Below are 26,938 nucleotides of genomic sequence, written 5' to 3'. Positions count from 1 at the left end.
CGCGCAGGCCGCCGGGGCGGCCGGACGGCGCCCCCAGGGGCCGGGCGCCCCACTCCCCCGGCCCGAGCCGACACCGGTCACCCGGCCGCTGCGGGCACGCCCGGACCGGCCGCAGACCCCGCCCCCGGCCCGGCCCGGGCCCCGTGACCCCCGCGACGCCCGCGAGCGGGTGCGTCCCCGGGACCGCCAGCACACCCCCGCCCCCGGCGGGCGGCCCGGCGCCGCGCGGCAACGGCTGCTCCGGCAGCGGCTGGTCGTCTTCGTCACCGTGACCATCGGGGTGGCGCTGGCCATCGCGGCGGCCCAGGGGTGCGAGAACCGGGACAACCGGAGCGTGCGGCCACCGGCCGCGGTGGTGACCAACACCGGCTCCGGCGGCGAGCAGGCCGTACCCGGGACATCGGCGGACGTCGCGCCGCAGGCCTCGCCCACCCCCCTCCCGGCAGCGGCACGCGGCGGTACGGACGGCGGGCTGACGGCCCCCCAGGCGCCGCTGCCGGCCGTGGACTGGCCCAACCGCAGCTACCCCGACGGGGCCGGCGGGCCGGCCATCGCCCTGCAGAACGGGCACTCGGTCGGCGCCGGGCCCCAGGTCGCGCTGAGCGCGGTGCTGCCGGCCCGGTACAAGGGCCTGCCAGCCGCGGTGGTCGTCCTGCGACGGGTGGAGGGCTCGGCCCCGGTCGACCTCGTCCAGCTCTACACCTTCACCGGGGACGCCCCGGCCGCCACCACCTCCCGCACCTCGGTGGCGGACCCGCAGGCGACGGCCAGCTGGCGACTGGACGGCAGCACGGTCGTCCGCGAGGAACGCGCGGCCGCCACCGGCACCGTCACCTCCACCCGCTACGCCGTCCGCCCCGACGGCACCCTCGACGAATCCTGGACCGGCGCCGCCACCACCCCGCCCCCCGCCGCCGCCCCGGCCCCACCCACCTCCCCCACCGGCTGAAGCCTCCGGGCCGGCTCCCGGTTGTGCGGCGGCCGCTGCGAAGGCATGCGCAGGCGGGGCATGGCGCGAGAAGTCGGGCCCGCCGACTTCCGGTGCAGGGCGGTCCCGGAAGGGCGCTGCGGGCCGGCAGGCGGGATAGCGGCCTCAGCGGAGCCAGTACGCGTGAGAAGTCGGGCTGGCCGACTTCCGGTGCAGGGCGGTTTCAGGGAGCCCAGCGGGTCGGCGGCCGATCGGGGGCCTCAGCGAGGGGTGGCGCACCACCAGAAGTCGGGCGGGCCGACTTCTGGTGGTGCGGCGGCACCTGGCGAGGTGATAAGTGGGCGGGGCGCGGCGTGAGAAGTCGGGTGGGCCGACTCTCGGGGATGGGGCCGCGGCTGCGGTGTCAGGGGCCGGGCAGCGCGCGGGAAGTCGGGTGGGGCGACTTCTCGCGCGCCGGTGAGGGGGTCAGGGGATGGTGACGGCGTAGAAGGCGACGGCGGCGGCGGCGCCGACGTTGAGGGAGTCGATGCCGTGGGCCATCGGGATACGGACGGGGTGGTGGGCGGCGGCGATGGCGCGGGGGTGAGGCCGTCACCCTCGGCGCCGAGCATGAGGGCGGCCTTGGGGAGGCTGTGCGGGGCGAGGGTGTGGAGGTCGACGGCGGTGTCGGCGGGGGTGAGGGCGAGCAGGGTGAAGCCGGCCTCGCGGACGGTGTCGAGGGCGGCGGGCCAGGAGTCGAGGCGGGCGTACGGGACCGCGAAGACCACGCCCATGGAGACCTTGACGGCGCGCCGGTAGAGCGGGTCGGCGCAGTCGGGCGAGAGCAGGACCGCGTCCATGCCGAGGGCGGCGGCGCTGCGAAAGATGGCGCCAGCTGTCTTGCGATCTTGCGGTGTATCTCCTACAGGGCGACGCTCAGATTTCTCGCTCTGGTAAGGGCAACGTAGAGCGTCCGGTGGCGCTCGATGGCGGAGTCGAGGCCGTGTTCGAGGGAGCGCCGGTCGTAGTCATCCAGCCTAATACCCACTCTGCCCCACTCTCGCCCTTTGGCCTGATGGCACGAGATGCCTGGGACGAGATGGTTGGCGGGCATCTGGAGTCGCATCCGCATGGCGTTGAGGCGTTCGATGTGCGTGGCATGGCGTCGTGGAAAGGTTCTGTCGACCGCTTCGGTGGCGACCGCTTCGTTGAGAAGCTCCCAGATCCCGTTCAGGTCCTCTGTGCCGGCCAGCGGCTCCATGATCGCCTGTAGTTGGGGGCGAAGCCGCGCGAACGCGTCCTGGTCCGATATTCCGAGGGTCGTGAGCGCGTCGTTCAGGTACGTGGCGTCCAGGCCGAATGTTCGCCGGGTGATTTCGTTGAGGAGGAGTGTGGAGGCTGCCTCCTGTACCTGGCCCGTTGCCGACTTGAAGGCGAGCGGAAGGACTCTGGCATCGGTCTCCCACAACGGCTTCCACTCGCGGGCAAGGACGATGTCGACCACGTCGACCGATCCGATCGGTACGGTGGTTGGAGCGCCTGAGCGCAGTTGCGCGGCGAGCTGGTCTTGGGGGCTGTTGCGCTGCCATCGGAAGGAGGAGCAGAGGTCTCGCTGGGTGAACCGTTCTTCGGTCACAAGAACGGGCACCTGCTCGGGGCGAGCACCGCGGAAACTGTAGAGGGCCTGCCAAGGGTCTCCAACGACGGTCACCTGGATGCCTGCGCGGGCTGCGAGACGGACGACTGCCAGGTCGAGCGTGTTGGCGTCGAAGATCTCGTCAACGATCAGGGCTCGGGTTGTCGCTTCGAGGTGGCTTGTCAGGCTCTTGACGACGTCGTCTGCGGCAAGTGCGTGTTCCAGCACCTCACGTAGGTCGTCGTGAGTGCAGAATCCGGCGTGCACAGCCTTCTCGAAGTTGTCCTGCGAGACCGTGTAGATCGGCTCGGTGCCGGTACTGACGGAGGTGGCGACGACCTGGCGACCTTCGAGGACGAGTGCCGGCTTCCGGCATGTCCTGGAGGTCGGGAACTTTACCTTCCATGAGTCGAGGACTTGCAGCTCGCGGTGGCCACCGGGCCATTCGATCAGTCCGATGCGGAGCAGATGGGTGAGCAGGTCGTACATGACGGTGTCGAGGGTGACAATGCGGTGGGGCCACGCGAGTGCGCTGGGCCCCCATCGCTGGAGTACCCGGGTTCGTAGTTCAGAGGTGGCCGAGCGGGTGAAGCTGACTGCGACGACGGCCCGCTGGTCGGCGGAGGGTGTATAGCGCTGCAGGCCGAAGCGGTGGGCGGAGACAGCAGTCTTGCCTGAGCCCGGCGCGGCCTGGATGTAGAGGCGTGGGACGAGGCTGCCAGCGGCGACGAGCTGCTCGGCGGTGAGGCCGGGGATACTCGGATTAGACGCCGTCATGGTCATCTACCGTCTGATGCGGGAAGGGGAACGGCCAGGTTGAGGGTACGGGCCACGGCGAGGATCCTCCAGTGGCCGGATTCTGCTCTCGGGCCTGGACCTCGAGCTCGGGCGTGAGCCTCCATGGAGTGACAGGAGCGTAAGTGTTCGGTGCCGCCTCGTCCGGCCATTTTTCCGGGCTGGACGGCTCCTGCATTCCGACCCAGTCCTCGTCGTCCCACGGTCCGATGATGTGCCCAGAAGCATCGCTGGAAGGCGGCAGGGGCGCGGGAACCTCGTCTGTCCGAGCAGTTGTGTGCTCGCTACCGGTGAGGGACGACGTGCTGGCATCCGTGATGGCTGCGCTGACGTCCTGGGCGGCGGTAGCGCGGGGATAGAGGAAGTCGAAGAGCCTCTGGAGGTGGGCGGGCACGGTGATCGGGGTCTGGGTGGCGTTGGCGTCGATCAACTGACCAGCGAGGGCGAGAGCAAACTCCGCTTTATGCTTCGCTCCTGGACCGGCAGGTGTGGACGAGGTGCCGTTGCGGCCCTTGCGGGCGCTCTTGAACGCGTCGTGGATGCTCTCCGGTGTGATGCTCTCGACTTCCAGCCCAACCTCCTCCAGAGCCGCGGCAATGAGTTCTTCATTGCCCGCGGTGATAGCCGGCTCCAGGGTGGGGTGACTGATGAAAGCCCCCACGACCTCCGGGTCGTGATCGACCAGCCATCTGGGGTCTTCGGGTTCTTCGTGGAACGCCAGGTCGCTGTCGCGCAGCACAGCAAGCTTCGTGCACAGCTCGTACTCCAGGGTCGCCAGCAGGCGCACAGCCCAAGGGCCGACCTTGGTTCCGACCGGCACGACACTCAGGGCGTCGATGAAAGCGTGCTTGATGTCGTCCTGCCCGGCCCAGGCACGGCCGAACTCTCGCAGGATGGTGGCTTCCGTGACGCCCTCCACCAGAACGAGACGGTCTGCGAACAACGCGGCGGAGCGACTGGCGTCCAGATGCAGCCTGGCCATGCGCAGCGTCTTGTCCGGCTCCTTCATAGGTGCTTTGGCGACCGGACGGCAGACGCGCCGCCCATCAGGGGTCTGGCGCACCACGACGAGATCCTCGGGATCGCAGGAGGTGATGACGTCCGTGGCATGAGTGGAGAGGACAACCTGCAGCTCCGGACGCTCCTTGACGGTCCTGCGCAGGTAGCGGACGAGTGCATGCTGCAGTTGGGGGTGGAGGTGGGCCTCCGGCTCCTCAATCACGACTGTGGCGTGGAATGGGGTCGCGGGGAAGAAGGAGTCCTCCTGCGACTCCGCCTCGGCCTGAGCTTGGAGGAGGTTATCCTGCACCTGACGTGCCGCTTCCCCCTCGGCGACTTCGGTGAGAGGCTCCAACTCGTCTTCGCCCTGCGGTTGGCCAGCCGATGTCCCGGTGGCATGCCGGGCGGGGTCTGGAATTGCGGCGAGGGTCACCGCGATGTGCAGAAGGTTGACGTAGCCCAGACCGGACACTTCCAGGGGCCTGGCAGCGCTACGCCCTTCCATGACGGCGAGCATGAGTTCCAGGACACGGGCCAAATAGGAGTCGTCGATGACCTGCCCTCGGACGTACGGCCACTGAGCGTCGACTCCGGCGGACAGGGCGACCAGGTGGGTGCGGATACGCTCCTCAACGGCCTCGATGATGCTGTCCTTGGCCAGATCCTCCAGCAGTCGGGAAGCGCGCACCCTCAAGGGAACCAGGCTGCGGCTCCCATCCAGCCGCTGTTGCTGGGAGCGCAGGAGCTCGATGAGGATGCGGACCTCACGGCGTGCGAGCTCATCCAGTGGGTGACGCCAGGCCGGCAAGTAGATGAGTTTGAAGGGATCCAAGTCCTTAGTGGCGCCCTGGGAGTACTCAATCGTGCTTCTGATGGTCCCCAGGCTGCGACTCAGTGAGGCACCCCATCGCATGGCGACTTGGCCGGAATCCACGTATCGAGTGTGACCAAAGTTTCGGCCCAAGGGGCCCTCAGCCACCAGCTCCGTGCCGAGAGAGTACTCGACGGCAATCCGCCGCGCGACATCAGCAGGGCCCAACGTCGAGGCGCTCTGGCGCGGCAGGGTAGGAAAGCGGCTGGGATGTATCAGGTAGAGCGCGTCGGTGATCGTGGTCTTACCAACCCCGTTCGCACCGATCAGCACGCTGAACCGGCCCGGCAGCTCGCACTCGATCTCCCCCTCTGCACTCGCTCGAAGACCGCTGACCTTCAACCGGCTCAAGTGCATGTCGCTCCCCTCAGCCACAGAACCGACGATCGATAACCATCATGGCGGAAAGCAACGACAAACCGGCGATCTCGCGAACGGACAGCCATGGCTTGGAGGATGACGGAATCGGCCCCCAACCCGGCGGCGTGCCACGGCTGCGCGCTCGTCAGCGAGACATCGTGTGAGACATCGAGCCGCGTACTGGACCGCCAACTCGTCCTCTGCGGCCGGGACGTGCCCGGGCTCCTCGAGTGTGTCTTCGATAGGGTCCGGCGCGGGGCGATGGTGTAGGGCGATGTCGGACGAGCGCCACCACGTGCGCCAGGGTCCCCCCTCCATGGGCACTGGGGGCGCTCGGGTTCACGCCTCGCCCTGCGGTCGTCGGCACCGGTCCGCTCACGCCCGGTCGGCCACCGGGCGTGGACTCGAGAACGGGTGCCCTGCGCCGGACGGACGCGGTCACCCAGAAGGCACCACTAAGGTCATCCACGCCTACCGATCCTCCATCAGGACTGTCCTTAGGCTGCCCTCCGCCCCACTTTCCTCAGCCGGTAGCCTGGCCCGCATGGTGGATGTGGGGGTCAGCGAGTTGCGGCGCAGCCGCGATCGGCTCGCGAAACGGGCGGAGGCCGCCGAGCAGGCGGGCGACGGGGCTGCCGGGGGGCTGCTGTACTTCTACGCAGCGGAATGCGGCTTGAAGGCCTCGCTGTTGCGTAATGTCCTACAGCATCAGGACACCTCAGGTCTGCCCGTGAATCTGCGGTCGCACGATCTGCGCCGTCTGGCCAAGGCACTGAACCTCAAGGACCCCGGGCCAGGGGCGGATCCGTTGCGGTGCCGGCGACACAAGGGCGGCGCCGTGGTTGAGGGCCATCAGTTGCACGAGGCGTGGCGCTATGGTGCGGAACTGCACGCGGAGGATCAGAAAGCGGCGTTGGAAGCGCTGAAGGCACTGGTGAAGGACGCCGGAAGGGATTTCAGGTAATGGCTGGCAGGCTCTTCACCTGGGTTGATGTCGACACGCGGCTCGCGGACGCGGCCACGGCGGGCCAGTGGCCCTCGTGGCTGTCGGAGGCCGACGCATGGTGGGACGGGATTGAGCTGACAGTCCGCCCGGGGACCACCAGCGCCGAGGTCCGCTCGTGGCTGGACGGACAGTTCGGCCTCGGTTCGGCCACCGAGCAGGACGGGACACTGGATCTCGCCCTGGACCGGCCTTCCTCCAGAACTCCCGCGTCGCTCGCCGTACGGCTGGTCGAATCGGACAGCCCAGAGGTAGTCACACGCCGTCCCCGGCTGGACGAGCGGCAGGTCACCTCCGCCCTGGGCGAGGCCCTCCCGCGTCCGGGCGCGGCCCAGTTCGCCGGGGACGTACAGGTCACGGCCTTCCATTCGTTCAAGGGCGGTGTCGGACGCACCTTGCATGCGGTGGCACTGGCCGACCGCCTGGCATCCCAGGGCCGCCACGTCCTGCTCGTCGACGCGGACCTGGAAGCGCCCGGTATCACATGGATGTACCAGGCCCAGGGCGGGCGCTGCGACATCGCGTATGAGGATGTACTCGCCCTCCTGCACGGCTCCCACCGGGGCGACCCCTCCCCCGCGGTGGAGATCGCCGCCGCCTACCTACCCAATCAGCAGGTCTCGCGCTACCGGGGAACGGGCCAGGTGACGGTACTGCCCGCCAGTCGGCGCACGCGGCTCGGCCCGCCCCGCATCGGCCCGGCCGACCTGCTCACCGAGGACCGCCCACCATTCTTCCTCAGCGAGTCCCTGGCGGCCCTCGCTGTCGCTGCCGGTGCCGACACCGTCGTCCTGGACCTGCGGGCGGGAGCGTCGGAGCTGTCGGCCCCGATCCTGCTCGACCCGCGGGTCATGCGGGTCTTCGTCACCACGATCAGCAGCCAGTCCCTTCAGGGCACCGAGAGCATGATCCGTCAGCTCGGGGCGAAGTCCCCGGCACTGGCGGGAACAGACCCGACGCCCGGCGCGATCGTGACCCAGTACCGGCTGGATGTCCACGACGGCCACGCCGAAGAGGCCCGCAGGGGCCTGTCCGAGGCACTGTCATCCGCGATCGAACTGCCTGAGACGGTGACCGACGAGTACAGCCCTGAGGACCTGGTGGTGGACGAGCAGGTCCTGACTGAGCCGGTCCTGAGCCCGTTCCGCGAGGAGCTCCTGGCGCTTCCGCCGAGCTGGGACGAGGTGGTCGAGGTCGTCCGCCGGTGCGGGCTGCCCGATCTTCTCGGCGAGTTCGCTCCAAGTCGGGTCCACTTGGACAGAGGCGCGCCGCTGGCAGGGGCCTCGAGCGCGGCGACGCCGGACGACCGCCGGCGCTCCCTCGCCGACACCGCCAGCCGACTCGTCTTCGCCGAGCGGCAGGGCATGGACGCCGGCCTCGGCTTCCTCACCACTGAACCCGTGCGTCGACTGATCGCCGATCACAGTACGGACCTGCCTGTGGCGGTCGTCGTCGGCGCGAAGGGGGCGGGCAAGACCTTCACCTTCGCGAGGATGTGCGCCGAGGGCTCGTGGGAGGCGTTCGCCCGCGAGAACGGCCAGCGTGTCCAGCGGACCGCCCCGGTGCTGCCCGTCCTGGACCCGATCAACATCGCCGAGCCCCGTGGCGGTGTACCGCGGCCTCAGGAGCTGCGCGACCTCGCGGCGGGGGGAACCGGGGTGACGGCCGAGGAGATCCGCAGCCACCTCAACGCCGGCCTCCGGGACGAACTCGGCGACGACGCGAACTTCTGGCGTCAGCGCTGGCTGCAGTGTCTGGCCCTGGCAGCCGGCGCCCGGTGGGGCGAACCTGCCGAGGAATTCCTCATTCGGCGGACCTCCGACGAGTCCGGAGCTGTCCTGTTCGTCGTCGACGGCCTCGAGGACTGGCTCGAGACGATCGACGAAGAACGCCGCCGCGTGGCGCTGCGGGTGCTTCTGACGGACGTTCCGGCCTGGCTGCGCCAACTGCGCAACCGATCCCTGGGCCTAGTGGTGTTCGTCCGCCAGGACCTGGTCCGGGCGGCGATCCGCCAGAACCTCGGCCAGTTCATGGACCGCTACGACCCCTACCAGCTGCACTGGGACACCGAGGACGCGCTGCGGCTGTCGCTCTGGGTGGCGACCCGCGCTGATGCCGTGGCGCCTCCGGAGTTGCCGATCGCCGACCTGAGCTACGACGAGATCGTCCAAGCGCTCCTCCCCCTCTGGGGCGCCAAGCTCGGCCTCGACACATCGCGCGAGGCATGGACCGAGCGGTGGGTGCCCGCAGCCCTCGCTGACTTCCACCAGCAGATCCAGGCCCGGGACGTCGTCCGCTTCCTCTGCGAGGCAGCGCAGGCCTCGATCGGGGACGAGCGCTGGCCGGACCGCGTCCTGGCCCCGCCGGCCATGCGCAGGGCCCTGAGCGCCTGCAGCCGCGCGAAGGTCAGCGAGATCGGCCAGGAAAACCGACGCCTGGGCAAGCTCCTGACAGCCATGTCGCAGTACTCGGGCGACGTGAAGATGCCCTTCGACGCCGCAGACGTCGGCTTGGATGCCGAGGACGCCGAGGCGCTCGAACAGTGGGGCGCCCTCGCCCGGGACAACGACGGGCGCTACCGCATGCCCGAGATCTACCGACACGCCCTCGGCTTCCGCACCCAGGGCCGCGCCCGGGTGGTCCGCGGGGTGTGACGCCGATGCCGGTACCCCTGCCGCAGGGCGGGGGTACCGGCCACCCGTGTCCTCAAGGGCAGGCACCGGCGGGCACTGGACTCCACCGTGCTGGAGGAGGGCCAAAGAGGCCCAACAGCTGCTCTGAGTGATCTACCGGACCAGCTCGCGTCGCGCGCGGGTCGCGTAGAAGGCCACCGCCGAGGCTGCTGCGACGTTGAGCGAGTCGACACCGGCATCCATCGGGATGCGGACGTGCTCGTCGACCGAGGCGAGTGTCTTGGCGGCAAGGCCGTCGCCCTCCGTGCCGAAGACCAGGGCGAGCCTCTCGTCGTTCCGCGAGGCGAGTTCGTCGAGGGTGATCGCCCGGTCACTCAGGCACAACGCCGCGACCGTGAAGCCGGCGGAACGCAGGATCTCGATGTCCTTCGGCCATGCCTCCAGGCGAGTCCACGGCACCTGGAAGACGGCGCCCATCGACACCTTCACGGACCGGCGGTAGAGGGGATCGGCACAGCGCGGGGTGAGGAGGATTGCGTCAACGCCCAGGGCGGCCGCGTTCCTGAAGGCCGCCCCTATGTTGGCGTGATCGACGATATCCTCGAACACGGCGACGCGCCGAACTGCATGTTCCCGTAGACCCAAGGGCAACACCGCGCCGAGGTTGGTGTGGTCGACCAGGCCTTCCAGGACGGCGACCCGGCGGGCGCCGGCGAGCACCTCGGCGGCGTCCGGAAGGGGCTTGCGCTCCATCGAGGCGAGGGCGCCGCGGTGCACGTGGTAGCCGGTGACGGCTTCGGCGAGGGCGGGCTCGACCACGTGGACGGGGGCGTCGGCCTCGGCGATGACGTCGCCCATCACCTCCAGCCACTTGGAGGTGAGCAGCATCGACCGCATCCGGTAGCCGGCGGCGAGGGCGCGGCGGATGACCTTCTCCCCCTCGGCGATGAAGAGGCCCTCGGCGGGTTCGCGGCGGCGGCGCAGCTCGACGTCGGTGAGGCCGGTGTAGTCGGCGAGGCGGGGGTCGGCCGGGTCGGTGATGGTGCGGGGTTCGGACACCCTGCGATCTTGCCAAGCCCGGACGGGGAAGGCCAAACGGCGGAGGGGGCGGGTGGTCCCCGGCTGGCCGTAGTGCAAATATGACCGTATGGCCCGAAATCCGGGCCGATCCTGGGCTCCGTCGGCCTCTGGCGCCACTGGCTCCGCCGGCTCCCCCGGTGGGCGCCCACACGGTCGGCCGCAGCTGCCGCACGCGAAGCCGCGGTGGCCCGTGTGGCACCGGTCGGTGGCGGGGCAGGTGTTCGCGCTCCAGATCCTGGTCGTGCTGCTGCTGGTGGTGGCGGCCGCGGTGGCGCTGGTGGTGCAGTCGCGCAACGACGCCGAGCACGAGGCGCGCAACCGTTCGGTGGCGGTGGCGCAGACCTTCGCCAGTTCGCCGGGCATCGTCGACGCGCTGCGCTCCCCCGACCCAACGGCCGTCCTGCAACCGAGGGCGCAGTCCGCGCGGGTCGCCGCGGGCGTGGACTTCATCGTCGTGCTGAACAACCAGGGCATCCGCTACACCCACCCGAACCCGGCGCTGATCGGCCGGAAGTTCGTCGGCACCTACGAGCCCGCGCTGCACGGGCAGGTGGTGACCCAGCGCGTCTCGGGCACGCTCGGCTCGCTGGTGCAGGCGGTGGTCCCGGTGTACGCGCCGGACGGTTCGGTGGTCGGGCTGGTCTCGGCGGGCGTGACACTGAAGAGCGTCAGCAGCGCCAGCGAGCGCCAGCTTCCGGTGGTGCTGGGCGCGGCGGCGGCCGCGGTGGGGCTGGCCACGCTCGGGACGGCGCTGGTCAGCCGCAGGCTGCGGCGCCAGACGCACGGGCTGGGCCCGGTCGAGATGACCAGGATGTACGAGCACCACGCGGCGGTGCTGCACGCGGTGCGCGAGGGCGTGATGATCCTCGGCGGGGACGGCCGGCTGCTGCTCTGCAACGACGAGGCGCGCCGGCTGCTGGACCTTCCGCCGGACGCCGAGGGCCGCCCGGTGGCCGGGCTGGGCCTGGAGCAGCGGCCGCTGGACCTGCTGACCGCCGAGCGCCCGGTGACCGACGAGGTGGTGCTGTCCGGGGAGCGGCTGCTGGCGGTGAACGTCCGGCTGATCGACCAGCCGGGCGGCCCGCCCGGCCGGGTCGCCACGCTGCGCGACTCCACGGAGCTGGCGGCGCTGTCCGGCCGGGCGGAGCGCGCGCAGCGGCGGCTGCGGCTGCTGTACGACGCCGGGGTGACGGTGGGCAGCACGCTGGACGTGACGCGGACGGCGGAGGAGCTGGCGCAGGTCACGGTGCCGCGGTTCGCGGACTTCGTCACGGTGGACCTGGCGGACCAGGTGCTGACGGGCGAGGAGCCGCCGCCGGGCCCCTCGCTGGGGCGGATGCGCCGTACGGCGGTGACGGGCGTACGGGACGACGCGCCGTTCTACCCGGTCGGCACGGTGCTGGACGTGGTGCCCGAGACCCCGCTGGCCGGGGCGCTGCACAGCGGGGAGCCGGCCATCGAGCCGCGGCTGGCGGAGGCCGGCCGGTGGCGGGAGCAGGACCCGGAGCGGTCGGCGCGGGTGCTGGCGTACGGGGTGCACTCGCTGGTGCGGGTGCCGCTGCGGGCGCGCGGGGTGCTGCTGGGGGTGGCCCGGTTCTGGCGGGCGCAGCGGGCGGAGCCGTTCGAGGCGGAGGACCTGGCGCTGGCCGAGGAGCTGGTGGCGCACGCGGCGGTGTGCATCGACAACGCCCGCCGCTACACCCGGGAGCACGCGATGGCGGTGACGCTCCAGCACAGCCTGCTGCCGCGCAAGCTGCCGGAGCAGACGGCGCTGGACGTGGCGCACCGCTACCTGCCGGCCCAGGCCGGGGTGGGCGGGGACTGGTTCGACGTGATCCCGCTGCCGGGCGCGCGGGTGGCGCTGGTGGTCGGGGACGTGGTGGGGCAGGGGCTGCACGCGGCGGCGACGATGGGCCGGCTGCGGACGGCGATCCACAACTTCTCGACCCTGGACCTGCCGCCGGACGAGCTGCTGGGGCACTTGGACGAGCTGGTGAGCCGGATCGACCAGGACGAGGCGGCGGGCGGGGAGCGCGCCGGGGTGGCCGGGGCGACCTGCCTGTACGCGATCTACGACCCGGTGTCGCGGCGCTGCACCCTGGCCACCGCCGGGCACCCGCCGCCGGCGGTGGTGGACCCGCAGGGGCGGGTGGTGTTCCCGGAGCTGCCGACCGGGCCGCCGCTGGGGCTGGGGGTGCTGCCGTTCGAGAACGCCGAGCTGGAGCTGGCCGAGGGCAGCCGGCTGGTGCTGTACACGGACGGGCTGGTGGAGGACCGGCAGCGGGACATCGACGAGGGGCTGGAGCTGTTGCGGGCGGCGCTGGCCGGGCCGCCGCGCACGCCCGAGCAGACCTGCGCGGACGTGCTCGGGGCGATGCTGCCGGAGCACCCGCAGGACGACATCGCGCTGCTGGTGGCGCGGACCAGGGTGCTGGCGCCGGAGCAGGTGGCGCAGTGGGAGGTGCCCTCCGACCCGGCGGCGGTGCGCGAGGTCCGGGCCGCGGTGGCGGAGCGGCTGACGGCCTGGGGGCTGGCGGAGGCGGCGTTCGTCACCGAGCTGATCCTGAGCGAGCTGGTGACCAACGCGATCCGGTACGGCTCCGGGCCGATCCGGGTGCGGCTGCTGCGGGACCGTTCGCTGATCTGCGAGGTGTCGGACGGCAGCAGCACCTCGCCGCACCTGCGGTACGCGGCGACCGAGGACGAGGGCGGGCGCGGGCTGTTCCTGGTCGCGCAGTTCGCGGACCGCTGGGGGACGCGTTACACGGCGACCGGGAAGGTCATCTGGACGGAGCAGCCGCTGGAGTAGGAAGTCGGCCGGGCCGACTTCCCACTCCCCCGCGGGCCTACCGCTGGAAGGCGGCCGCCAGCACGTTGACGACGTCGCCGATGACGATGACCGCCGGGGGCTTGACCCCCTCGGCCTCGACCACCGCGGCGACGGTTCCGAGGGTGGCGTCCACCCGGCGCTGGGCGGCGGTGGTGCCCTCCTGGACGATCGCGACGGGGGTGTCCGCCGACCGACCGTACTCGACCAGCCGGGCGGCGATCGCGCCGATCTTGTCCACGGCCATCAGCAGCACCAGGGTGCCGCTCATCCGCGCGGCGGCCTCCCAGTTGGTGAGCGAGCGCTCGTCGTCCGGGCCGACGTGGCCGGAGATGACGGTGAACTCGTGGGTCATGCCGCGGTGGGTGACGGGCACGCCGGCCGCGGCGGGGACGCTGATCGAGCTGGAGATCCCGGGCACCACGGTGACCGGCAGCCCGGCCTCCGCGCAGGCCAGCAGCTCCTCGCCGCCGCGGCCGAAGACGTACGGGTCGCCGCCCTTGAGCCGGACCACGAACTTGCCGGCCTTGGCGTGCTCGACCAGGGTGCGGTTGATCGCCTCCTGGGCCATGAACCGGCCGTACGGGATCTTGGAGGCGTCGATCACCTCGACGTGCTCGGGCAGTTCGGCGAGCAGCTCGCGCGGGGCGAGGCGGTCGGTGACGACCACGTCGGCGTCGGCGAGCAGCCGGCGGCCGCGCACGGTGATCAGGTCCGGGTCGCCGGGGCCGCCGCCGACCAGGGCCACGCCGGCCCCGTGCGAGCGGTACTGACGGGCGGCCAGCGAGCCGTCCCGCAGGCCGTCCACGATGGCGTCGCGCAGGGCGGCGGAGTGGCGCGGGTCGCCGGTGAGGACGGCCACGGTGGCGCCCGCGTCGCGGCCGCTGGCCGGGGTCCAGGCGGTGGCAGCGGCGGCGTCGTCGCTGCGGGAGCAGAACACCCGCTCGCGCTCGGCCTCGGCGCTGACCGCCGCGTTGACGGCCGGGTCGTCGGTGGCCACCAGGGCGTACCAGGTGTCGGCGAGGTCGCCGTCCCGGTACGGGCGGGCGTGCCAGGTGAGCTCGCCGGCGTCGGCCATGGCCTGGACGGCCGGGGTGGTGGCGGGCGCCACCAGGTGCAGGTCGGCGCCGGAGGCGATCAGGGCGGGCAGCCGCCGCTGGGCGACCTGGCCGCCGCCGACCACGACGACGCGGCGGCCGGCCAGCAGCAGGCCCACCGGGTAGGGGGTACGGCCCTCGGTGCTCGGGTGCGGGGTGGGCGCGGTCATCGGCGGTGCTCCTGATCGGGGATGAGGGTGTGGGGACGGTACGGCACGTCACCGCTCCGCGGTCCGGCGCGCCCTCGGGCCGGTCCGCGGAGCGGTGACGGGGTGCGTCAGGCCTTCTCGGTGACCCCGGCGGAGTCGAAGGTCGCTACATCGTGCATCGCCCGGGCCGCGCTCTGCACCAGCGGCAGGGCCAGCAGGGCACCGGTGCCCTCGCCCAGCCGCAGGTCCAGGTCGATCAGCGGGCGCAGGCCGAGCTTCGCCAGCGCGGCCTGGTGGCCGGGCTCGGCGGAGCGGTGGCCGGCGATGCAGGCGGCCAGCACCTCGGGGGCGATGGCCTTGGCGGCCAGCGCGGCGGAACCGGCGATGACGCCGTCCAGGATCACCGGGGTGCGCAGCGAGGCGGCGCCCAGCAGGAACCCGGCCAGGGCGGCGTGCTCCAGGCCGCCGACGGCGGCGAGGACGCCGATCGGGTCGCTCGGGTCGGGCTGGTGCAGGGCCAGCGCGGCGCGGATGACCTCGACCTTGCGGGCGTGGGTCTCGTCGTCGATGCCGGTGCCGCGGCCGGTGACCTCGGCCGGGTCGAGGCCGGTGAACACCGAGATCAGGGCGGCCGAGGCGGTGGTGTTGGCGATCCCCATGTCGCCGGTGACCAGTGCCTTGTTGCCCGCCGCGACCAGGTCGCGGGCGGTCTCGATGCCGACCTCGATGGCCTTGAGGGCCTCCTCGCGGGTCATCGCCGGGCCCTGGGTCATGTCGGCGGTGCCGGGGCGGACCTTGCGCGGCAGCAGGCCGGTGGCGCGGCCCTGCTGGACGGCGTCCGGCAGTTCGGCGGCGACGCCGACGTCGACGACGCAGACCTCGGTGCCGATCTGCTTGGCGAAGGAGTTGATCACCGCTCCGCCGGCCAGGAAGTTGCCGACCATCTGGGCGGTCACCTCCTGCGGCCAGGGGCTGACGCCCTGGGCGTGCACGCCGTGGTCGCCGGCGAAGATCGCCACGCAGGCGGGCTCCGGGAGCGGCGGCGGGCACTTGCGGGACAGGCCGCACAGCTGGGCGGAGATGATCTCCAGCATGCCGAGCGAGCCGGCCGGCTTGGTCATCCGCTTCTGCCGGTCCCAGGCCTCGCCGAGCGCCTTGGCGTCCAGCGGGCGGATGCCGCGCAGGGTGTCGGCGAGCAGGCTCTGCGGCTCCTCGCCGGGCAGCGCGCGGTTGCCGTACTGCTCCTCGTGGACGACCCAGGACAGCGGGCGCTTCTTGGCCCAGCCCTGCTGCTCCAGCTCGGGCTCGTCCGGGAACTCGTCGACGAAGCCGACGCACAGGTAGGCGACGACCTCCAGGTGCTCGGGCAGGCCGAGCTCGCGGACCAGCTCCTCGTCGTCGAAGAAGCTCACCCAGCCGACGCCCAGGCCCTCGGCGCGGGCGGCCAGCCAGAGGTTCTCGACGGCCAGGGCGGCCGAGTACGGGGCCATCTGCGGCTGGGTGTGCCGGCCCAGGGTGTGCCGGCCGCCGCGGGTGCGGTCGGCGGTCACCACGATGTTGACCGGGGTGTCGAGGATGGCCTCGATCTTGATTTCCTTGAACTGCTTGGCCCGGCCCTTGGGCAGCGAGTCCGCGAACGCCTCGCGCTGGCGCTCGGCCAGGGCGTGCATCCGCCTGCGGGTCTTCGCCGAGCGGATCACCACGAAGTCCCAGGGCTGCGAGTAGCCGACGCTGGGCGCGGTGTGGGCGGCCTCCAGGACGCGGATCAGCACCTCGTGCGGGATCGGGTCCGGGCGGAAGCCGTTGCGTACGTCGCGGCGCTCGCGGATCACCTGGTGGACGGCCTCGCGGCCGGCCTCGTCGTAGCCGGGGGCGGCCGGGCCGCGCGGCTCGGCGGGCTCCTCGGGCTGCGGCTCCGGCTGCTCCTCGGCGGCCTCGGCGGCGGGCTGCTCCTTGGCCACGGGCTGCTCCTCGGTGGCCTCGGCGGCTTCGGCGGGCTCCGTGGCCTCGCCGGCTTCGGCGACCTCGGTGACCTCGCCGGACTCGACGGTCCCGGCGGCGGGCTGCTCGGCCTGGGGCTGCTCGGCGGCTTCGGCGGGGGCCTCGGCGGCCTGCTCCTGGACGGGCTCCGCCTCGGCGGCGGGCTCCTCGACGGCGACGGGCTGCTCAGCGGCGGCCTCGGGCTCGGCCGGGGCCTGCGCCTGCTCGGCGGCCGGCTCCGCGGGGGCCTCGGCCTCCGGAGCGGCGGCGAGGGGCTGCTCGGCGACGGCCTCGGCGGGCGCGGCAACCTCGGCGGCCTCGGCGGCGGGCTCCTCGACGGCTTCGGCGGGCTGCGCCGCCTCCGCCTCGGGGGCGGCCTCGACCGGAGCCTCGGCGGCCGGCTCGACAGCTGCGGCGGCGTCGGCCTCCGCCGGCGCCTCCACGGGCTGCTCCGCGACCGGCTCGGCGACGGCCTCGGCCGGGACCTCGGCCTGCTGCTGCGGCTGCTCGCCCTCGGCCGCGGGCTCGGTGACGGCCTGGCCGGAGGGCATCTCACCGGTGCCCGCGGCGGTCTCCGCCACCGGCTCGGCGACGGCCTCCGACACGGCCTCGGCCGGGACCTCGGCCTGCTGCGCGGCCTCGGCGACCTCGGCGGCTTCGGCAACCGGGGCGGACTCGGCGCCCGCCACGGCCTCGGCGACGTGAGCAGCCTCGACGACCTCGACGACCTCGACGGCCTGCGGCGCGTCGGCGGCCGCTATGGGCGCGGGCTGCTGCGCGGCCGTCTCCTCGACGACCGGCGCCTGCCCGGCCGCCCCGACCTTGGGCAGGCCGTGCGGGGTGGGCGCGGCGAGGAAGGCGGAGATCCGGCGCGGCTGACCGGCCGGGGCCGCGGCCTCGGGCTGCTCGGCGGGCACGGCGGCGCCGTCGGCGGCAGCGCCCTCGGCGGCGACGGCCTCAGGAGCGGCGGGGGCGACGGCGGTCTCGGCGGCCACGGGCTCGGCGACGGGTGCGTCGGCCGCCTCGGCCACCGGCTGGGCGGCCTCGGCCGGAGCCGGCTCGGCCACGGGGGCCTGCGGCGCGGCCGCGACGGCGGTCTCCACGACCTCGGCGGCCTGAAGGGCCTGGGGAGCCGTCACGTCCTGCACGGGCTGCGCCGGGACGGCCTGGGCGGCCTCCGGCGTCTCGACGACCTCGATCACCTCGATCGCCCCGACCGTCTCGACGGCCAGCACGGTCTCGACCGGCGGCACGCCGAGCGGCACCTGCTGGGCCCCGTGGGCCTGCGGAGCCTGCTGGACCTGCTGGGCCTGCGGGAAGTCCTGCGCCTGCGGCAGCTGCTGCCCCTCCACGACCGGGGCCGCCGGAGCGGCCGGGACGGCCTGCGGCGCGACGGCCGGAGCCGCGGCCTCGGCCATCGGCGGGCGGCCGACCACCGGGATGCCGTGCGCCGGCGTGCCGCCCTGCGAGGGGCCGCGGTCGGCCAGCGAGCGGACCGGCACCTGGCCGGTCATCAGCGACGGGTCCGGGATCGGCGGACCGGCGTGCAGCGGCCGGCGCGGCTGCTGAGCCTGCGTCATCGGCTGCTGCGGCTGCTGGACGGGGTGCTGCTGGACGCCGTGCTCGGCGCCGAGCACCGGCGGGTCCACCGGCGGCCAGGACGGCTCGACCGGCGTGCCGTCGTGCTGCGGCGCGAGCGGCACCTGCTCGGCCGGGACGGCCGCGAGCGGCTCGCCCCAGGAGCCCTGCGGACCGGGCATCAGCAGCACGTCGTCCTCGTCGTCCAGGCCGTCCGGCGTGTCGGGCTGGTCGAGGAAGTGGAAGGCCGGGCGCGGGGCGCCCTGGTCGACGCCCCAGCCCTCGCCGGGCTGGCCGGGCTGCGGCACGCCGGGAACGCCGTAGCCGTACTGGCCCTGCGGCGGGATGCCGCCCGCGCCCGGGGGCACCGCGCCGGGGACACCGCCGATCGGGGCCGCCGGGTTGGGGATCGCCCCGCCGTCCGTCGCGACGCCCTGGAGGGGTGCAACGCCCGCGACGCCCTCCGGTCCGCCGAGCGGGCCCGGCCCGCCGTGCAGGTGCTCCGGCATTCCCTCGCCCGGAACGTGGCCGCCATCGGTCATTGTCAAAGCTCCTTCCAGGCCGCTGCCGCGCCCTCGGCGACACGATCACCGATCGCAGCGCCCATCCGCACGGGCCGAACCAGCACCGGCCCGCCCCTAACCACACGCGGCCGCCGCGCCGTGGCGCTGCGGCCCAAGTCCATCCGGCGCGCTGCGGCACCCCGGTCCGGCGCACCGCCCGTAGGGGGCGGCGCATCGTCTGAAACAACGACAACCCGGAGCAACCGGCACGACCGCACCGGACCCTACGGCATTCTCCAGGTCCGGCACGAGGCCCGTCGAATTGCCCACACTTCGAGCGGAACCGGATTGCACCGCGTCAAAAAGGTGACAAACCGACTGAATCGGGTGGGTCGCCTACCCTTGCAGTCGCCCAGGACGTCACACTACCGGCACCGCGCGGTCACCTCTCGAATCGGTGTCCGGATGCGACCTGGATCACCGTCGGCGCCACCGGACGATCCCGGCGCGGGCCCCGGACGGGCCCACGGCCTTCACACGATCTGCTCACCCCAGAGGACCAGCGCGCCGGTTCCGCCCGCTCCCAGCGCCAGCCCGTCGCCCTCCCCGACCGGCCGCAACGGGCTCGCCTGGAGCAGCGCGCCGTCCGCCCGGTAGCCGGCCCCGGCGATCGCCCGGTGGACCTCCTCGGCCTCGGTGAGGGTCCGGGGCAGCGCGACGAACCGTTCGGGCCGGCGGGCCAGCACCGCGCGCACCACGTCGAGGCCGCCGGACTCCACCACCGCCGCGTCCGGTTCCGGCAGGCCGCCCAGCACCTCGGGGCCGCTCCCGTACACCGCCTCCACCTCGACGCCGTAGCGGCGGGCGTTGACGGTCAGCCGGGCGCAGGCCGAGCGGGAGCCCTCGACCGCGACGACGGCGGCGCCGAACCGGGCCGCCTCCACCGCGAGGGCGCCGCTGCCGGCGCCGACCGACCAGACCAGGTCCCCGGGGCGGGCACCGAGCCGGGCCAGCACCAGGGCGCGCACGTGGGCGGGGAGCGCCTCCGGTGCGCCCGGCTCGCCTTCCGTGCGCCCGGCGCCCGCGTAGGCGTCACCGGGGAGCGCCCAGCCGCGTTCCACGCCGGGGTAGCCGACCGGGCGCCCGGCGAGCCAGCCGGCCGCCTCGTCCACCGCCCCCGTCCGGGCGCCGCCGCCGATCACCAGCACCACGTTGGGGTCGCGCCACACGTGGTCGGCGATCCGGTCGGAGGTGAGGACGGTGACGTCCTCGTCGGGGGTGCCGAGGGCCTCGCAGACCACGAAGGTCCGGTGCACCCCGCGCAGCATCAGGGCGAGTTCGGCGGGCCCGGCGCCCGGCGCGGTGAGCACCGCGACCTTGGGGTGGGCCCGGCAGATGTTGGCCGCGCGGCGCAGCCGTCCGCCGTGCGCGCTGACCACCTGGGCGTCCTCCCAGGGCATGCCGGCCCGGGCGAAGGCGGCGGCCACCGAGGAGACGGCGGGCAGCACCTCCAGTTCGAGGCCGTACTCGGGGCGGCGCAGGGTGCGCACCACCCCGAAGAACCCCGGGTCGCCCTCGGCGACCACGACGGCGGCGCCGCGGTGCTCGGCGATCCTGCGGGCGGCCTGCCGGACGTTGCCGAGGGCGATCCGTTCGGCGGCCTCCGGCACCGGGAGGGCGTTCAGTTGGTAGGGGGCGCCGGCGACCAGCGTCGCCGCGGCCAGGGCCGCGCCGGCGGCCTCGGTCAGCGGTGTGCCGTCCCACCCGATGACCGTGATCCGGTCAGCCATCTGCGGCCGTTCTCCCTCGACTCGGTGCGCCGCTCGATCCGCCGTCGTGCGGCACCGGTCCAGAGGCTACCGGGTGCGGTCGGCCGGAGCCCGACATCTCGCACACATGTCCGCGTCGGGTGAACAGGCGGCGTGTCTCAGTCGCGCAGCACGTAGCGGTGGTCGCCGTGCCAGCCCTCGCGGTGCAGCTCGGGGGACTCCAGGTCCTCCGGGAGCAGGCTCCACAGGATGAGGTCGCTGCGGCTGTCCTGGAGCACCTCGCCGGACTCCCCGCGGACTATCCAGGCGCTGCGCAGCACGCCCTCGCTGATGCCGCCGATCTTCTGGGCGACCTGCTGGGCGGCGGTGTTCCCGGCGGCGGTGCGCAGTTCCAGGCGCAGGAAGCCGCGGTCCTCGAACAGCCACTGGGCGACGCCGAGGACGGCCTCCGGGGCGTAGCCCTCGCCGCGCGCCCAGACGGCGGTGACGTAGGAGATCTCGGTGCTGCGCAGCCGCCAGTCGGTGTTGCGCAGCTCGACCAGGCCGACCAGGCGCTGGGTGAGGTGCTCGGTGACGGCGAAGACGATGCCGCGGCCGGCGGCCCGGTGGGCGGGGGCGAGGGTGCGGGCGAGTTCGGCCGCGTACTCCTCGGTGAAGGGGTGCGGCAGGTCCGTCCAGGCGAGCACGAGGTCGTCGGCCATCATCGTGGCCAGGCCGGGGGCGTCGTCCTCCGCAAGGGGTCGCAGCAGCAGCCGTTCGGTGCTGATGGCGGTCTCGGGGAAGCTCGCTGCCATGCCGTCTCTCCTCGCCGGGTCGTGAACACAACACCGTACGCCTCCGGCGTGCCCCGGGTGCCACGCGGTGCGCTGCCCGCACGACGGTACGTCAGAACGCGGTCGGTCGGAGTGTCCCTGCTGCATACTGCCCGACCGGGCCCCCGTCGCGGTGCGGTGGGGGCCCGGTCGGGCGTTACGAGGTATGACCGTACGACGATCAGAAGGCCGGGATGACCGAGCCCTGGAAGGTGTCGTCGATGTACTTCTTGACCTCGTCGGAGTGCAGCAGCTCGGCCAGCTTCTTGACCCGCGGGTCGTTCTCCTTGCCCTTCTTGACGGCGAGGATGTTGGCGTACGGGTTGCCCTCGGCCTTCTCCAGCACCAGGGCGTCGGTGGCCGGCTTCAGGCCGGAGTCGATCGCGTAGTTGCCGTTGATGACGGCGGCGTCGAGGTCGGCGACGGAGCGGGGCAGCTGGGCGGCCTCCAGCTCCTTCCACTTGAAGTTCTTCGGGTTGCCGGTCACGTCCGCCGGGGTGGCGGTGGTGGTGACGCCGTCCTTGAGGGTGATCAGCTTGTTGTCGGCGAGCAGCTTGAGCGCCCGGCCCTCGTTGGTGGCGTCGTTCGGCAGGCCGATGGTGGCGCCGTCCGCGAGGTCGCCGATCGCCTTGACCTTCTTGGAGTAGAGGCCCAGCGGCTCCAGGTGCACGGGCTCGACCGACACGATGTTCGTGCCGTGCTTCTTGTTGAAGTCCTCCAGGTACGGGACGTGCTGGAAGTAGTTGGCGTCGGCCGAACCGTCCTGCACCGCCGTGTTGGGGGTCACGTAGTCGGTGACCTCCTTGATGTCGAGCTTGAGGCCCGCCTTCTCCGCGAGGTTGTCCTTGACGTACTTCAGGATCTGGCCGTGCGGGGTGGGGCTGGCCACGACCTTCAGCGGCGCGTTCGCGTCCGAGGAAGAGGAGGAGCCCGAGCTGCCGCAGGCGGCGAGCGAGAGGGCGACGCCGGCGGTGGCGAGGATGCTGGTGAACTTCAGGGCGTTGCGCACGAAAAGTGCCTTTCTGCGTGGAACGGGGAGCCGCGTCCGGGGTCGGACGAGGGAGGTCTAGGAGGCGGCGAGGTCCTTGTCGGGAGCCGCCGGGGTGCGGCCGAACAGCCGCGTCCGGCCGCCGGTGCGGCCGCGGTGGGAGAGCCGCCGGACGGCGAAGTCGCCGATCAGCTGGACGGCGGTGACGATGATCACCAGCTCGGCCACGATGACCCACATGAAGGCGGTCTCGAAGCGCTGGTAGCCGTAGTTGACGGCGAGGGTGCCGAGGCCGCCGCCGCCGACGGTGCCGGCCATCGCGGAGTAGCTGACCAGGGTGATGACCGTGGTGGTGACCGAGGCCACGATGCCGGGCAGGGCCTCGGGCAGCAGGGTCTTGCGGACGATCGTCCAGGTGCTGCCGCCCATCGACTGGACCGCCTCGACCAGTCCCCGGTCGACCTCGCGGACGGAGGTCTCGACCAGGCGGGCGAAGAACGGGATGGCGCCGATGGTCAGCGGCACGGTCGCCGCCTGCCAGCCGATGGAGGTGCCGACCAGCCAGCGGGTGAAGGAGATCAGCGCGATCATCAGGATGATGAACGGCACCGAACGGGCGATGTTCACGACGAAGCCGATGGCCTTGTTGACGGCCCGGTTGGCCAGCAGGCCGCCCTTGTCGGTGAGCACCAGGAGCACGCCCAGCGGCAGGCCGAGCAGCACGGTGACGAGCGCGGACACCCCGACCATCTGGAAGGTCTCCTGGGTGGCGGGCCACATCAGCTCCCACATCTGGTCCCAGGTCATGCCACCGCTCCGTTCGCCGTACCGATCACGTCCACCTGCAGGCCCTGCTCGCGCAGGTAGCCGATCGGCACCACGTTGTCCTGGTGGCCGCCCGGCAGCTCGACCCGCATCCGGCCGACCATCCGGCCGGCGATGGTCTCCACCGCGGCGCCGAGGATGTTGATGTCGATCTGGTACGTGCGGGCGAGCTGGGAGACGAACGGCTGGGCCGAGCTGTCGCCCTGGAAGGTGATCTCCAGCACGGTCGAGCCGGGGTGGCCGGTGCCGAACTCGCTGAGCGGGAAGAGCTCGCGGGCCAGCTCCGAGCCGGGCTTGGCCAGCAGGTCGGTCAGCTCGCCGGACTCCACCACCCGGCCGCCGCGCATCAGGGCGGCGGAGTCGCAGACGGACTTGATGACGTCCATCTCGTGGGTGATCAGCAGGACGGTGAGGCCCAGCTGCTGGTTGAGGTCGCGCAGCAGCTTGAGGATCGAGCGGGTGGTCTCCGGGTCGAGCGCCGAGGTGGCCTCGTCGGAGAGCAGCACCTTCGGGTCGCCGGCCAGTGCGCGGGCGATGCCGACGCGCTGCTTCTGGCCGCCGGAGAGCTGGTTGGGGTAGCTGCGGGCCTTGTCGCCGAGGCCGACCAGCTCCAGCAGCTCGGCGGCCTTGCGGCGGCGCTCGGTGCGGTCCAGGCCGACGATCTCCAGCGGGAGCTCGACGTTCTGCTGCACCGTCCGCGAGGAGAGCAGGTTGAAGTGCTGGAAGACCATGCCGATCCGGCGGCGGGCCTCGCGCAGTTCGCGGCCGGCCCGGTTCTCGCCGCCGGACAGCGCGGTCAGCTCGACCCCGTCCACGGTGACCGTGCCGGAGGTCGGGCGCTCCAGCATGTTCACGCAGCGGATGAGGGTGGACTTGCCGGCACCGCTGGTGCCGACGACTCCGTAGACCTCGCCCGGGCGGACGTGCAGGTCGACACCGGCGAGGGCGGTCACCTCGCGGCCTCGGGAACGGTAGACCTTCGTCAGGTCCGTGGTGGTGATCACAGCGGCTTTCCGTGGGTCGGGGGCGGGCGGCGTGGTCCGACCGCCCGACCGGCTTGCGGCCGGCGGCGGCGTTACGGCGCTGCGCCGGGAGGGTCCGGACCTGCCGCCCCTTGATCGTGGCCGCTGGACGGCCGGGCCGCGCGACGGCGTGGCCCTAACGAGTCACCCGGGCCCGCGGGTCGGCGGGCACGGCAAAGGGAGGGGTCCGGGAGGAGGGGCGCGCTCGCACGGGCGGGAGCGGCGCCGGAGTCTCGCTTCGGGGCGCGAGGAGGAGGCGCCCTCAGCGGGGCGCCGGGGGCGGTGGCCCTCAGCAGTGACACATTCGACGACACATGGCACGCTCACCTGCCGGCAGGGTGCCGGTGGGGGTCCAGTTCGTCGTCGCAGTCATGTGAGCCAGTAAAACAGATGGGTTGATTCCTGCCCAATTGTTTCCCGAAGCTGTCCGCATTGCGGACACTCACCACCGTTGACCAGCGCGGATACGGCTCGGCGCCGCCACCGGTGGTCCGGATGGTGGCGGCGCCGGGAAAGCGCGGGGGCGGCGGGCTCAGGCCGTCGCGGCGAGCGGCTCGGCGGCCGCCTTCTCCAGGTGGACGAAGCTCAGCCGGGTGCTGACCTGCTCGACCCGGGTCTGACGGTACCCCTGCCGAGCGTACAGCCGCAGGTTGCCCAGGCTGCGGTGGCCGGTGAACAGCCGGTAGGCGCTCACCCGGCCGTCCTGGGCCAGGCGGCGCTCCAGCGCGTCCAGCAGGCGGCCGCCGAGGCCGTGGCGCTGCATCCGCGGATGGACCACCAGGCGCCCTATCCGGCCGACGCCGTCGGCGCCGACGTGGCCGCGGACGGTGCCGACCACCTCGTCGCCCAGCCGGGCGACCAGGAAGTGCTGCTCGGACAGTTCGGCGCGCAGGCTCTCCAGGCTCTGCGTCAGGGGCTCGATCGCCCAGTCGCCGTACAGCTCGGCCTCGGGCTGGTAGCCGAGGTACTGGAGCTTGAGGATCTGCTCCGCGTCCTCGGCCTCCGCGGCCGAGATGATCACGCTCATGCCCATGTGGAGGGGCCTCCCCAGTCGTCGTGCGCGGCGCGCGGAGGGTAGGCGCGCTCACGCTCAGTATCCGAGTGATCGCGCCACCGTCAAGGGCTGCGTTCGCCAGCGCTCTACCCGGGTGTCAGCTTCCCTCAACCTTCGCGGGGGCGGACGTGAGGAGGGTCACCTCCCGTGCCGCACACGTTCCGCTCGGTCGCACGGGCTTGCGCTCAGGGGTAGCGCTCGGTGTGGAGCAGCATCCGCAGGCAGGCCAGGCAGCGGGAGCGGGTGGGGCCGATCGAGCCGCGCGGCATGCCGAGCCGCTCGGAGAGCTCACGGTAGGTGGGCGGCGGATCCTCGGCGAGCGCGGCCATCAGCTGCGGACAGCGGCCGGGCAGGGCGGCGACGGTCTCGCGGACCGCGCGGCGGCGACACTCGTCGAGGTAGACGTCCTCGGCGGAGGGGGCGAAGGGGAGGGCGGTGCACACACCGTGCATGACGGCCCGGGGCGGGGCCGGTTACGCCCGGGCCGGGGCACGGACGCGGGAGGGGCGCGCCGGTCGGACCGCCGCGCCCCTCCCCCGTCGCGCCGGGGATCGGCCCCTTCGCGGGGGCTCGACCCCTCGTCCGGGACCGGCCCCGCCGTCCGGGATCAGCCCCGCGCCCACTCCTGCTGCCGCGCCAGGTCCGCCTTCACCTCGGCGAGCTGGACCGCGACCGCCGAGGGGGCCGTTCCGCCGCGCCCGTCGCGGGAGGCGATGGCACCGTGGACGCTGAGCACCGAGCGCACCTCGGGCGTCAGGTGCCCGGAGATCGCGGCGAACTGCTCGTCCGTCAGGTCGGACAGCTCGATGCCCTCGGCCTCGCAGACCTTGACGCAGGCGCCGGCCACCTCGTGCGCGACCCGGAACGGCACGCCCTGCTTGACCAGCCACTCGGCGATGTCGGTGGCGAGCGAGAAGCCGGCCGGGGCCAGCTCCTCCAGCCGCTCCCGGTGCACGGTGAGGGTGGCCATCATCCCGGTGAACGCGGGCAGCAGCACCTCCAGCGTGTCGCAGGAGTCGAAGACCGGCTCCTTGTCCTCCTGGAGGTCCCGGTTGTAGGCGAGCGGCAGCGCCTTGAGGGTGGCCAGCAGGCCGGTCAGGTTGCCGATCAGCCGGCCGGACTTGCCCCGGGCGAGCTCGGCGATGTCCGGGTTCTTCTTCTGCGGCATGATCGAGGAGCCGGTGGAGAAGGCGTCGTGCAGCGTGATGAAGCCGAACTCCTTGGTGTTCCAGATGATCACCTCCTCCGCGATCCGGGAGAGGTTGATGCCGATCATCGCGGTCACGAAGGCGAACTCGGCGACGAAGTCGCGCGAGGCGGTGCCGTCGATGGAATTGCCGACCGAGCCGCCCTCGAAGCCGAGGTCGGCGGCGACGGCCTGCGGGTCGAGGCCGAGCGAGGAGCCGGCCAGCGCGCCGGAGCCGTACGGCGAGACGGCGGTGCGGGCGTCCCACTGGCGCAGCCGCTCGGCGTCCCGGCCGAGGGCCTGCACGTGCGCGAGGACGTGGTGGGCGAAGAGCACCGGCTGGGCGTGCTGGAGGTGGGTGCGGCCGGGCATCGCGGTGTCCGGGTGCGCCTCGGCGAGGCCGACCAGGGCCTGCTGGAGGTCGAGCAGCAGGCCGCCGATGGTCTTCGCGTGGTCCCGCAGGTACATCCGGAACAGGGTGGCGATCTGGTCGTTGCGCGAGCGTCCGGCCCGCAGCTTGCCGCCGAGGTCGGGGCCGAGGCGCTCCAGCAGGCCGCGTTCCAGGGCGGTGTGCACGTCCTCGTCGGCGACGGTGCCGGTGAAGGTGCCCGCCTCGACGTCGGCGAGCAGCTCGTCCAGGCCGGCCAGCATGCCGGCCAGCTCCTCGTCGGAGAGCAGGCCGGCCTTGTACAGGACCCGGGCGTGGGCCTTGGAGCCGGCGATGTCGTACGGCGCGAGGCGCCAGTCGAAGTGGACCGAGGCCGAGAGCCTGGCCAGCGCCTCGGACGGGCCGTCGGCGAAGCGCGCACCCCAGAGGCGGACGTCGGAGGACTGCTCGGCGGTCATCGCGGTGGCTCCTTCATG

General features: G+C 72.8%; 16 protein-coding genes and 2 pseudogenes. 4 read left to right on the top strand and 14 right to left on the bottom strand.

Annotation, left to right across the window (positions count from 1 at the left end; all coding sequences use genetic code 11):
- A pseudogene (locus ACFCY1_RS35195) lies at positions 1–949 on the top strand (hypothetical protein); the annotation flags it as partial.
- 444 nt (positions 950–1,393) lie between these two features.
- On the opposite strand, the pseudogene ACFCY1_RS35190 reads toward ACFCY1_RS35195, so the two are convergent.
- From ACFCY1_RS35190 to ACFCY1_RS35180, 3 genes and pseudogenes are all read right to left on the bottom strand, one after another.
- Positions 1,394–1,815, bottom strand: a pseudogene (locus tag ACFCY1_RS35190) (TrmH family RNA methyltransferase); the annotation flags it as partial.
- A gap of 14 nt (positions 1,816–1,829) precedes the next feature.
- A complete protein-coding gene (locus ACFCY1_RS35185) occupies positions 1,830–3,326 on the bottom strand; it encodes a UvrD-helicase domain-containing protein (protein ID WP_375877208.1) in 1,497 nt (498 codons plus the stop codon).
- Positions 3,307–5,565 carry an ATP-dependent endonuclease gene (locus ACFCY1_RS35180; protein WP_375877207.1) on the bottom strand — a complete coding sequence of 753 codons (2,259 nt, stop codon included), beginning with the start codon at positions 5,563–5,565 and terminating at the stop codon, positions 3,307–3,309. The genes ACFCY1_RS35185 and ACFCY1_RS35180 overlap by 20 nt, the downstream gene beginning before the upstream one ends.
- 547 nt (positions 5,566–6,112) lie before the next feature.
- On the opposite strand from ACFCY1_RS35180, the gene ACFCY1_RS35175 reads away from it, so the two are divergent.
- Both ACFCY1_RS35175 and ACFCY1_RS35170 read left to right on the top strand, forming a co-directional pair.
- Positions 6,113–6,532: a hypothetical protein gene (locus ACFCY1_RS35175; RefSeq protein WP_375877206.1), complete on the top strand. Its 420-nt coding sequence runs from the start codon at positions 6,113–6,115 to the stop codon at positions 6,530–6,532.
- Positions 6,532–9,225 carry a KGGVGR-motif variant AAA ATPase gene (locus ACFCY1_RS35170; RefSeq protein ID WP_375877205.1) on the top strand — a complete coding sequence of 898 codons (2,694 nt, stop codon included), beginning with the start codon at positions 6,532–6,534 and terminating at the stop codon, positions 9,223–9,225. The genes ACFCY1_RS35175 and ACFCY1_RS35170 overlap by 1 nt, the downstream gene beginning before the upstream one ends.
- A 132-nt stretch (positions 9,226–9,357) precedes the next feature.
- Here the strand turns inward: ACFCY1_RS35170 and ACFCY1_RS35165 are convergent, their stop codons facing one another.
- Complete coding sequence (locus tag ACFCY1_RS35165) at positions 9,358–10,263, bottom strand: TrmH family RNA methyltransferase (RefSeq protein WP_375877204.1); 906 nt, start codon at positions 10,261–10,263, stop codon at positions 9,358–9,360.
- A gap of 88 nt (positions 10,264–10,351) precedes the next feature.
- Between ACFCY1_RS35165 and ACFCY1_RS35160 the strand changes: the two genes are divergently transcribed.
- On the top strand, positions 10,352–13,093 hold the full coding sequence (locus ACFCY1_RS35160) for a SpoIIE family protein phosphatase (RefSeq protein WP_375877203.1): 2,742 nt from the start codon (positions 10,352–10,354) through the stop codon (positions 13,091–13,093).
- Between the two features lie 37 nt (positions 13,094–13,130).
- Here ACFCY1_RS35160 and cobA read toward each other — a convergent pair whose 3' ends face one another.
- The 10 genes from cobA to argH all read right to left on the bottom strand — a co-directional run bounded on the left by cobA (position 13,131) and on the right by argH (position 26,920).
- Positions 13,131–14,378 (bottom strand): uroporphyrinogen-III C-methyltransferase, encoded by a 1,248-nt coding sequence (gene cobA, locus ACFCY1_RS35155; RefSeq protein WP_375877202.1) that lies wholly within the window; start codon positions 14,376–14,378, stop codon positions 13,131–13,133.
- 107 nt (positions 14,379–14,485) lie between these two features.
- On the bottom strand, positions 14,486–18,457 hold the full coding sequence (gene cobT / locus ACFCY1_RS35150) for a nicotinate-nucleotide--dimethylbenzimidazole phosphoribosyltransferase (RefSeq protein ID WP_375877201.1): 3,972 nt from the start codon (positions 18,455–18,457) through the stop codon (positions 14,486–14,488).
- A 494-nt stretch (positions 18,458–18,951) separates the two neighbouring features.
- On the bottom strand, positions 18,952–20,208 hold the full coding sequence (gene cbiE / locus ACFCY1_RS35145; protein WP_107418731.1) for a precorrin-6y C5,15-methyltransferase (decarboxylating) subunit CbiE: 1,257 nt from the start codon (positions 20,206–20,208) through the stop codon (positions 18,952–18,954).
- 137 nt (positions 20,209–20,345) lie between these two features.
- Positions 20,346–20,981 (bottom strand): GNAT family N-acetyltransferase, encoded by a 636-nt coding sequence (locus tag ACFCY1_RS35140; protein WP_049652062.1) that lies wholly within the window; start codon positions 20,979–20,981, stop codon positions 20,346–20,348.
- 199 nt (positions 20,982–21,180) lie between these two features.
- Positions 21,181–22,008: a MetQ/NlpA family ABC transporter substrate-binding protein gene (locus ACFCY1_RS35135; protein ID WP_074002360.1), complete on the bottom strand. Its 828-nt coding sequence runs from the start codon at positions 22,006–22,008 to the stop codon at positions 21,181–21,183.
- A gap of 57 nt (positions 22,009–22,065) precedes the next feature.
- On the bottom strand, positions 22,066–22,794 hold the full coding sequence (locus tag ACFCY1_RS35130; protein ID WP_375877200.1) for a methionine ABC transporter permease: 729 nt from the start codon (positions 22,792–22,794) through the stop codon (positions 22,066–22,068).
- Positions 22,791–23,816: a methionine ABC transporter ATP-binding protein gene (locus ACFCY1_RS35125; protein WP_074002359.1), complete on the bottom strand. Its 1,026-nt coding sequence runs from the start codon at positions 23,814–23,816 to the stop codon at positions 22,791–22,793. The genes ACFCY1_RS35130 and ACFCY1_RS35125 overlap by 4 nt, the downstream gene beginning before the upstream one ends.
- Before the next feature lie 550 nt (positions 23,817–24,366).
- Positions 24,367–24,867: a GNAT family N-acetyltransferase gene (locus ACFCY1_RS35120; protein ID WP_049652066.1), complete on the bottom strand. Its 501-nt coding sequence runs from the start codon at positions 24,865–24,867 to the stop codon at positions 24,367–24,369.
- 206 nt (positions 24,868–25,073) lie between these two features.
- A complete protein-coding gene (locus ACFCY1_RS35115) occupies positions 25,074–25,331 on the bottom strand; it encodes a sigma-70 family RNA polymerase sigma factor (RefSeq protein WP_053112078.1) in 258 nt (85 codons plus the stop codon).
- Positions 25,332–25,495: 164 nt separating this feature from the next.
- The gene (gene argH, locus ACFCY1_RS35110; RefSeq protein ID WP_375877199.1) at positions 25,496–26,920 is read right to left on the bottom strand and encodes an argininosuccinate lyase; all 1,425 of its coding nucleotides are present in this window, start codon (positions 26,918–26,920) and stop codon (positions 25,496–25,498) included.
- Positions 26,921–26,938: the final 18 nt, after the last annotated feature.

The sequence above is a fragment of the Kitasatospora sp. NPDC056273 genome (genome assembly GCF_042268845.1).
In the GTDB taxonomy this organism is placed as follows: Bacteria; Actinomycetota; Actinomycetes; order Streptomycetales; family Streptomycetaceae; genus Kitasatospora.
The sequence above is the reverse complement of the archived record's forward strand: the minus strand, read 5'-3'. Positions and strand labels throughout refer to the sequence as shown.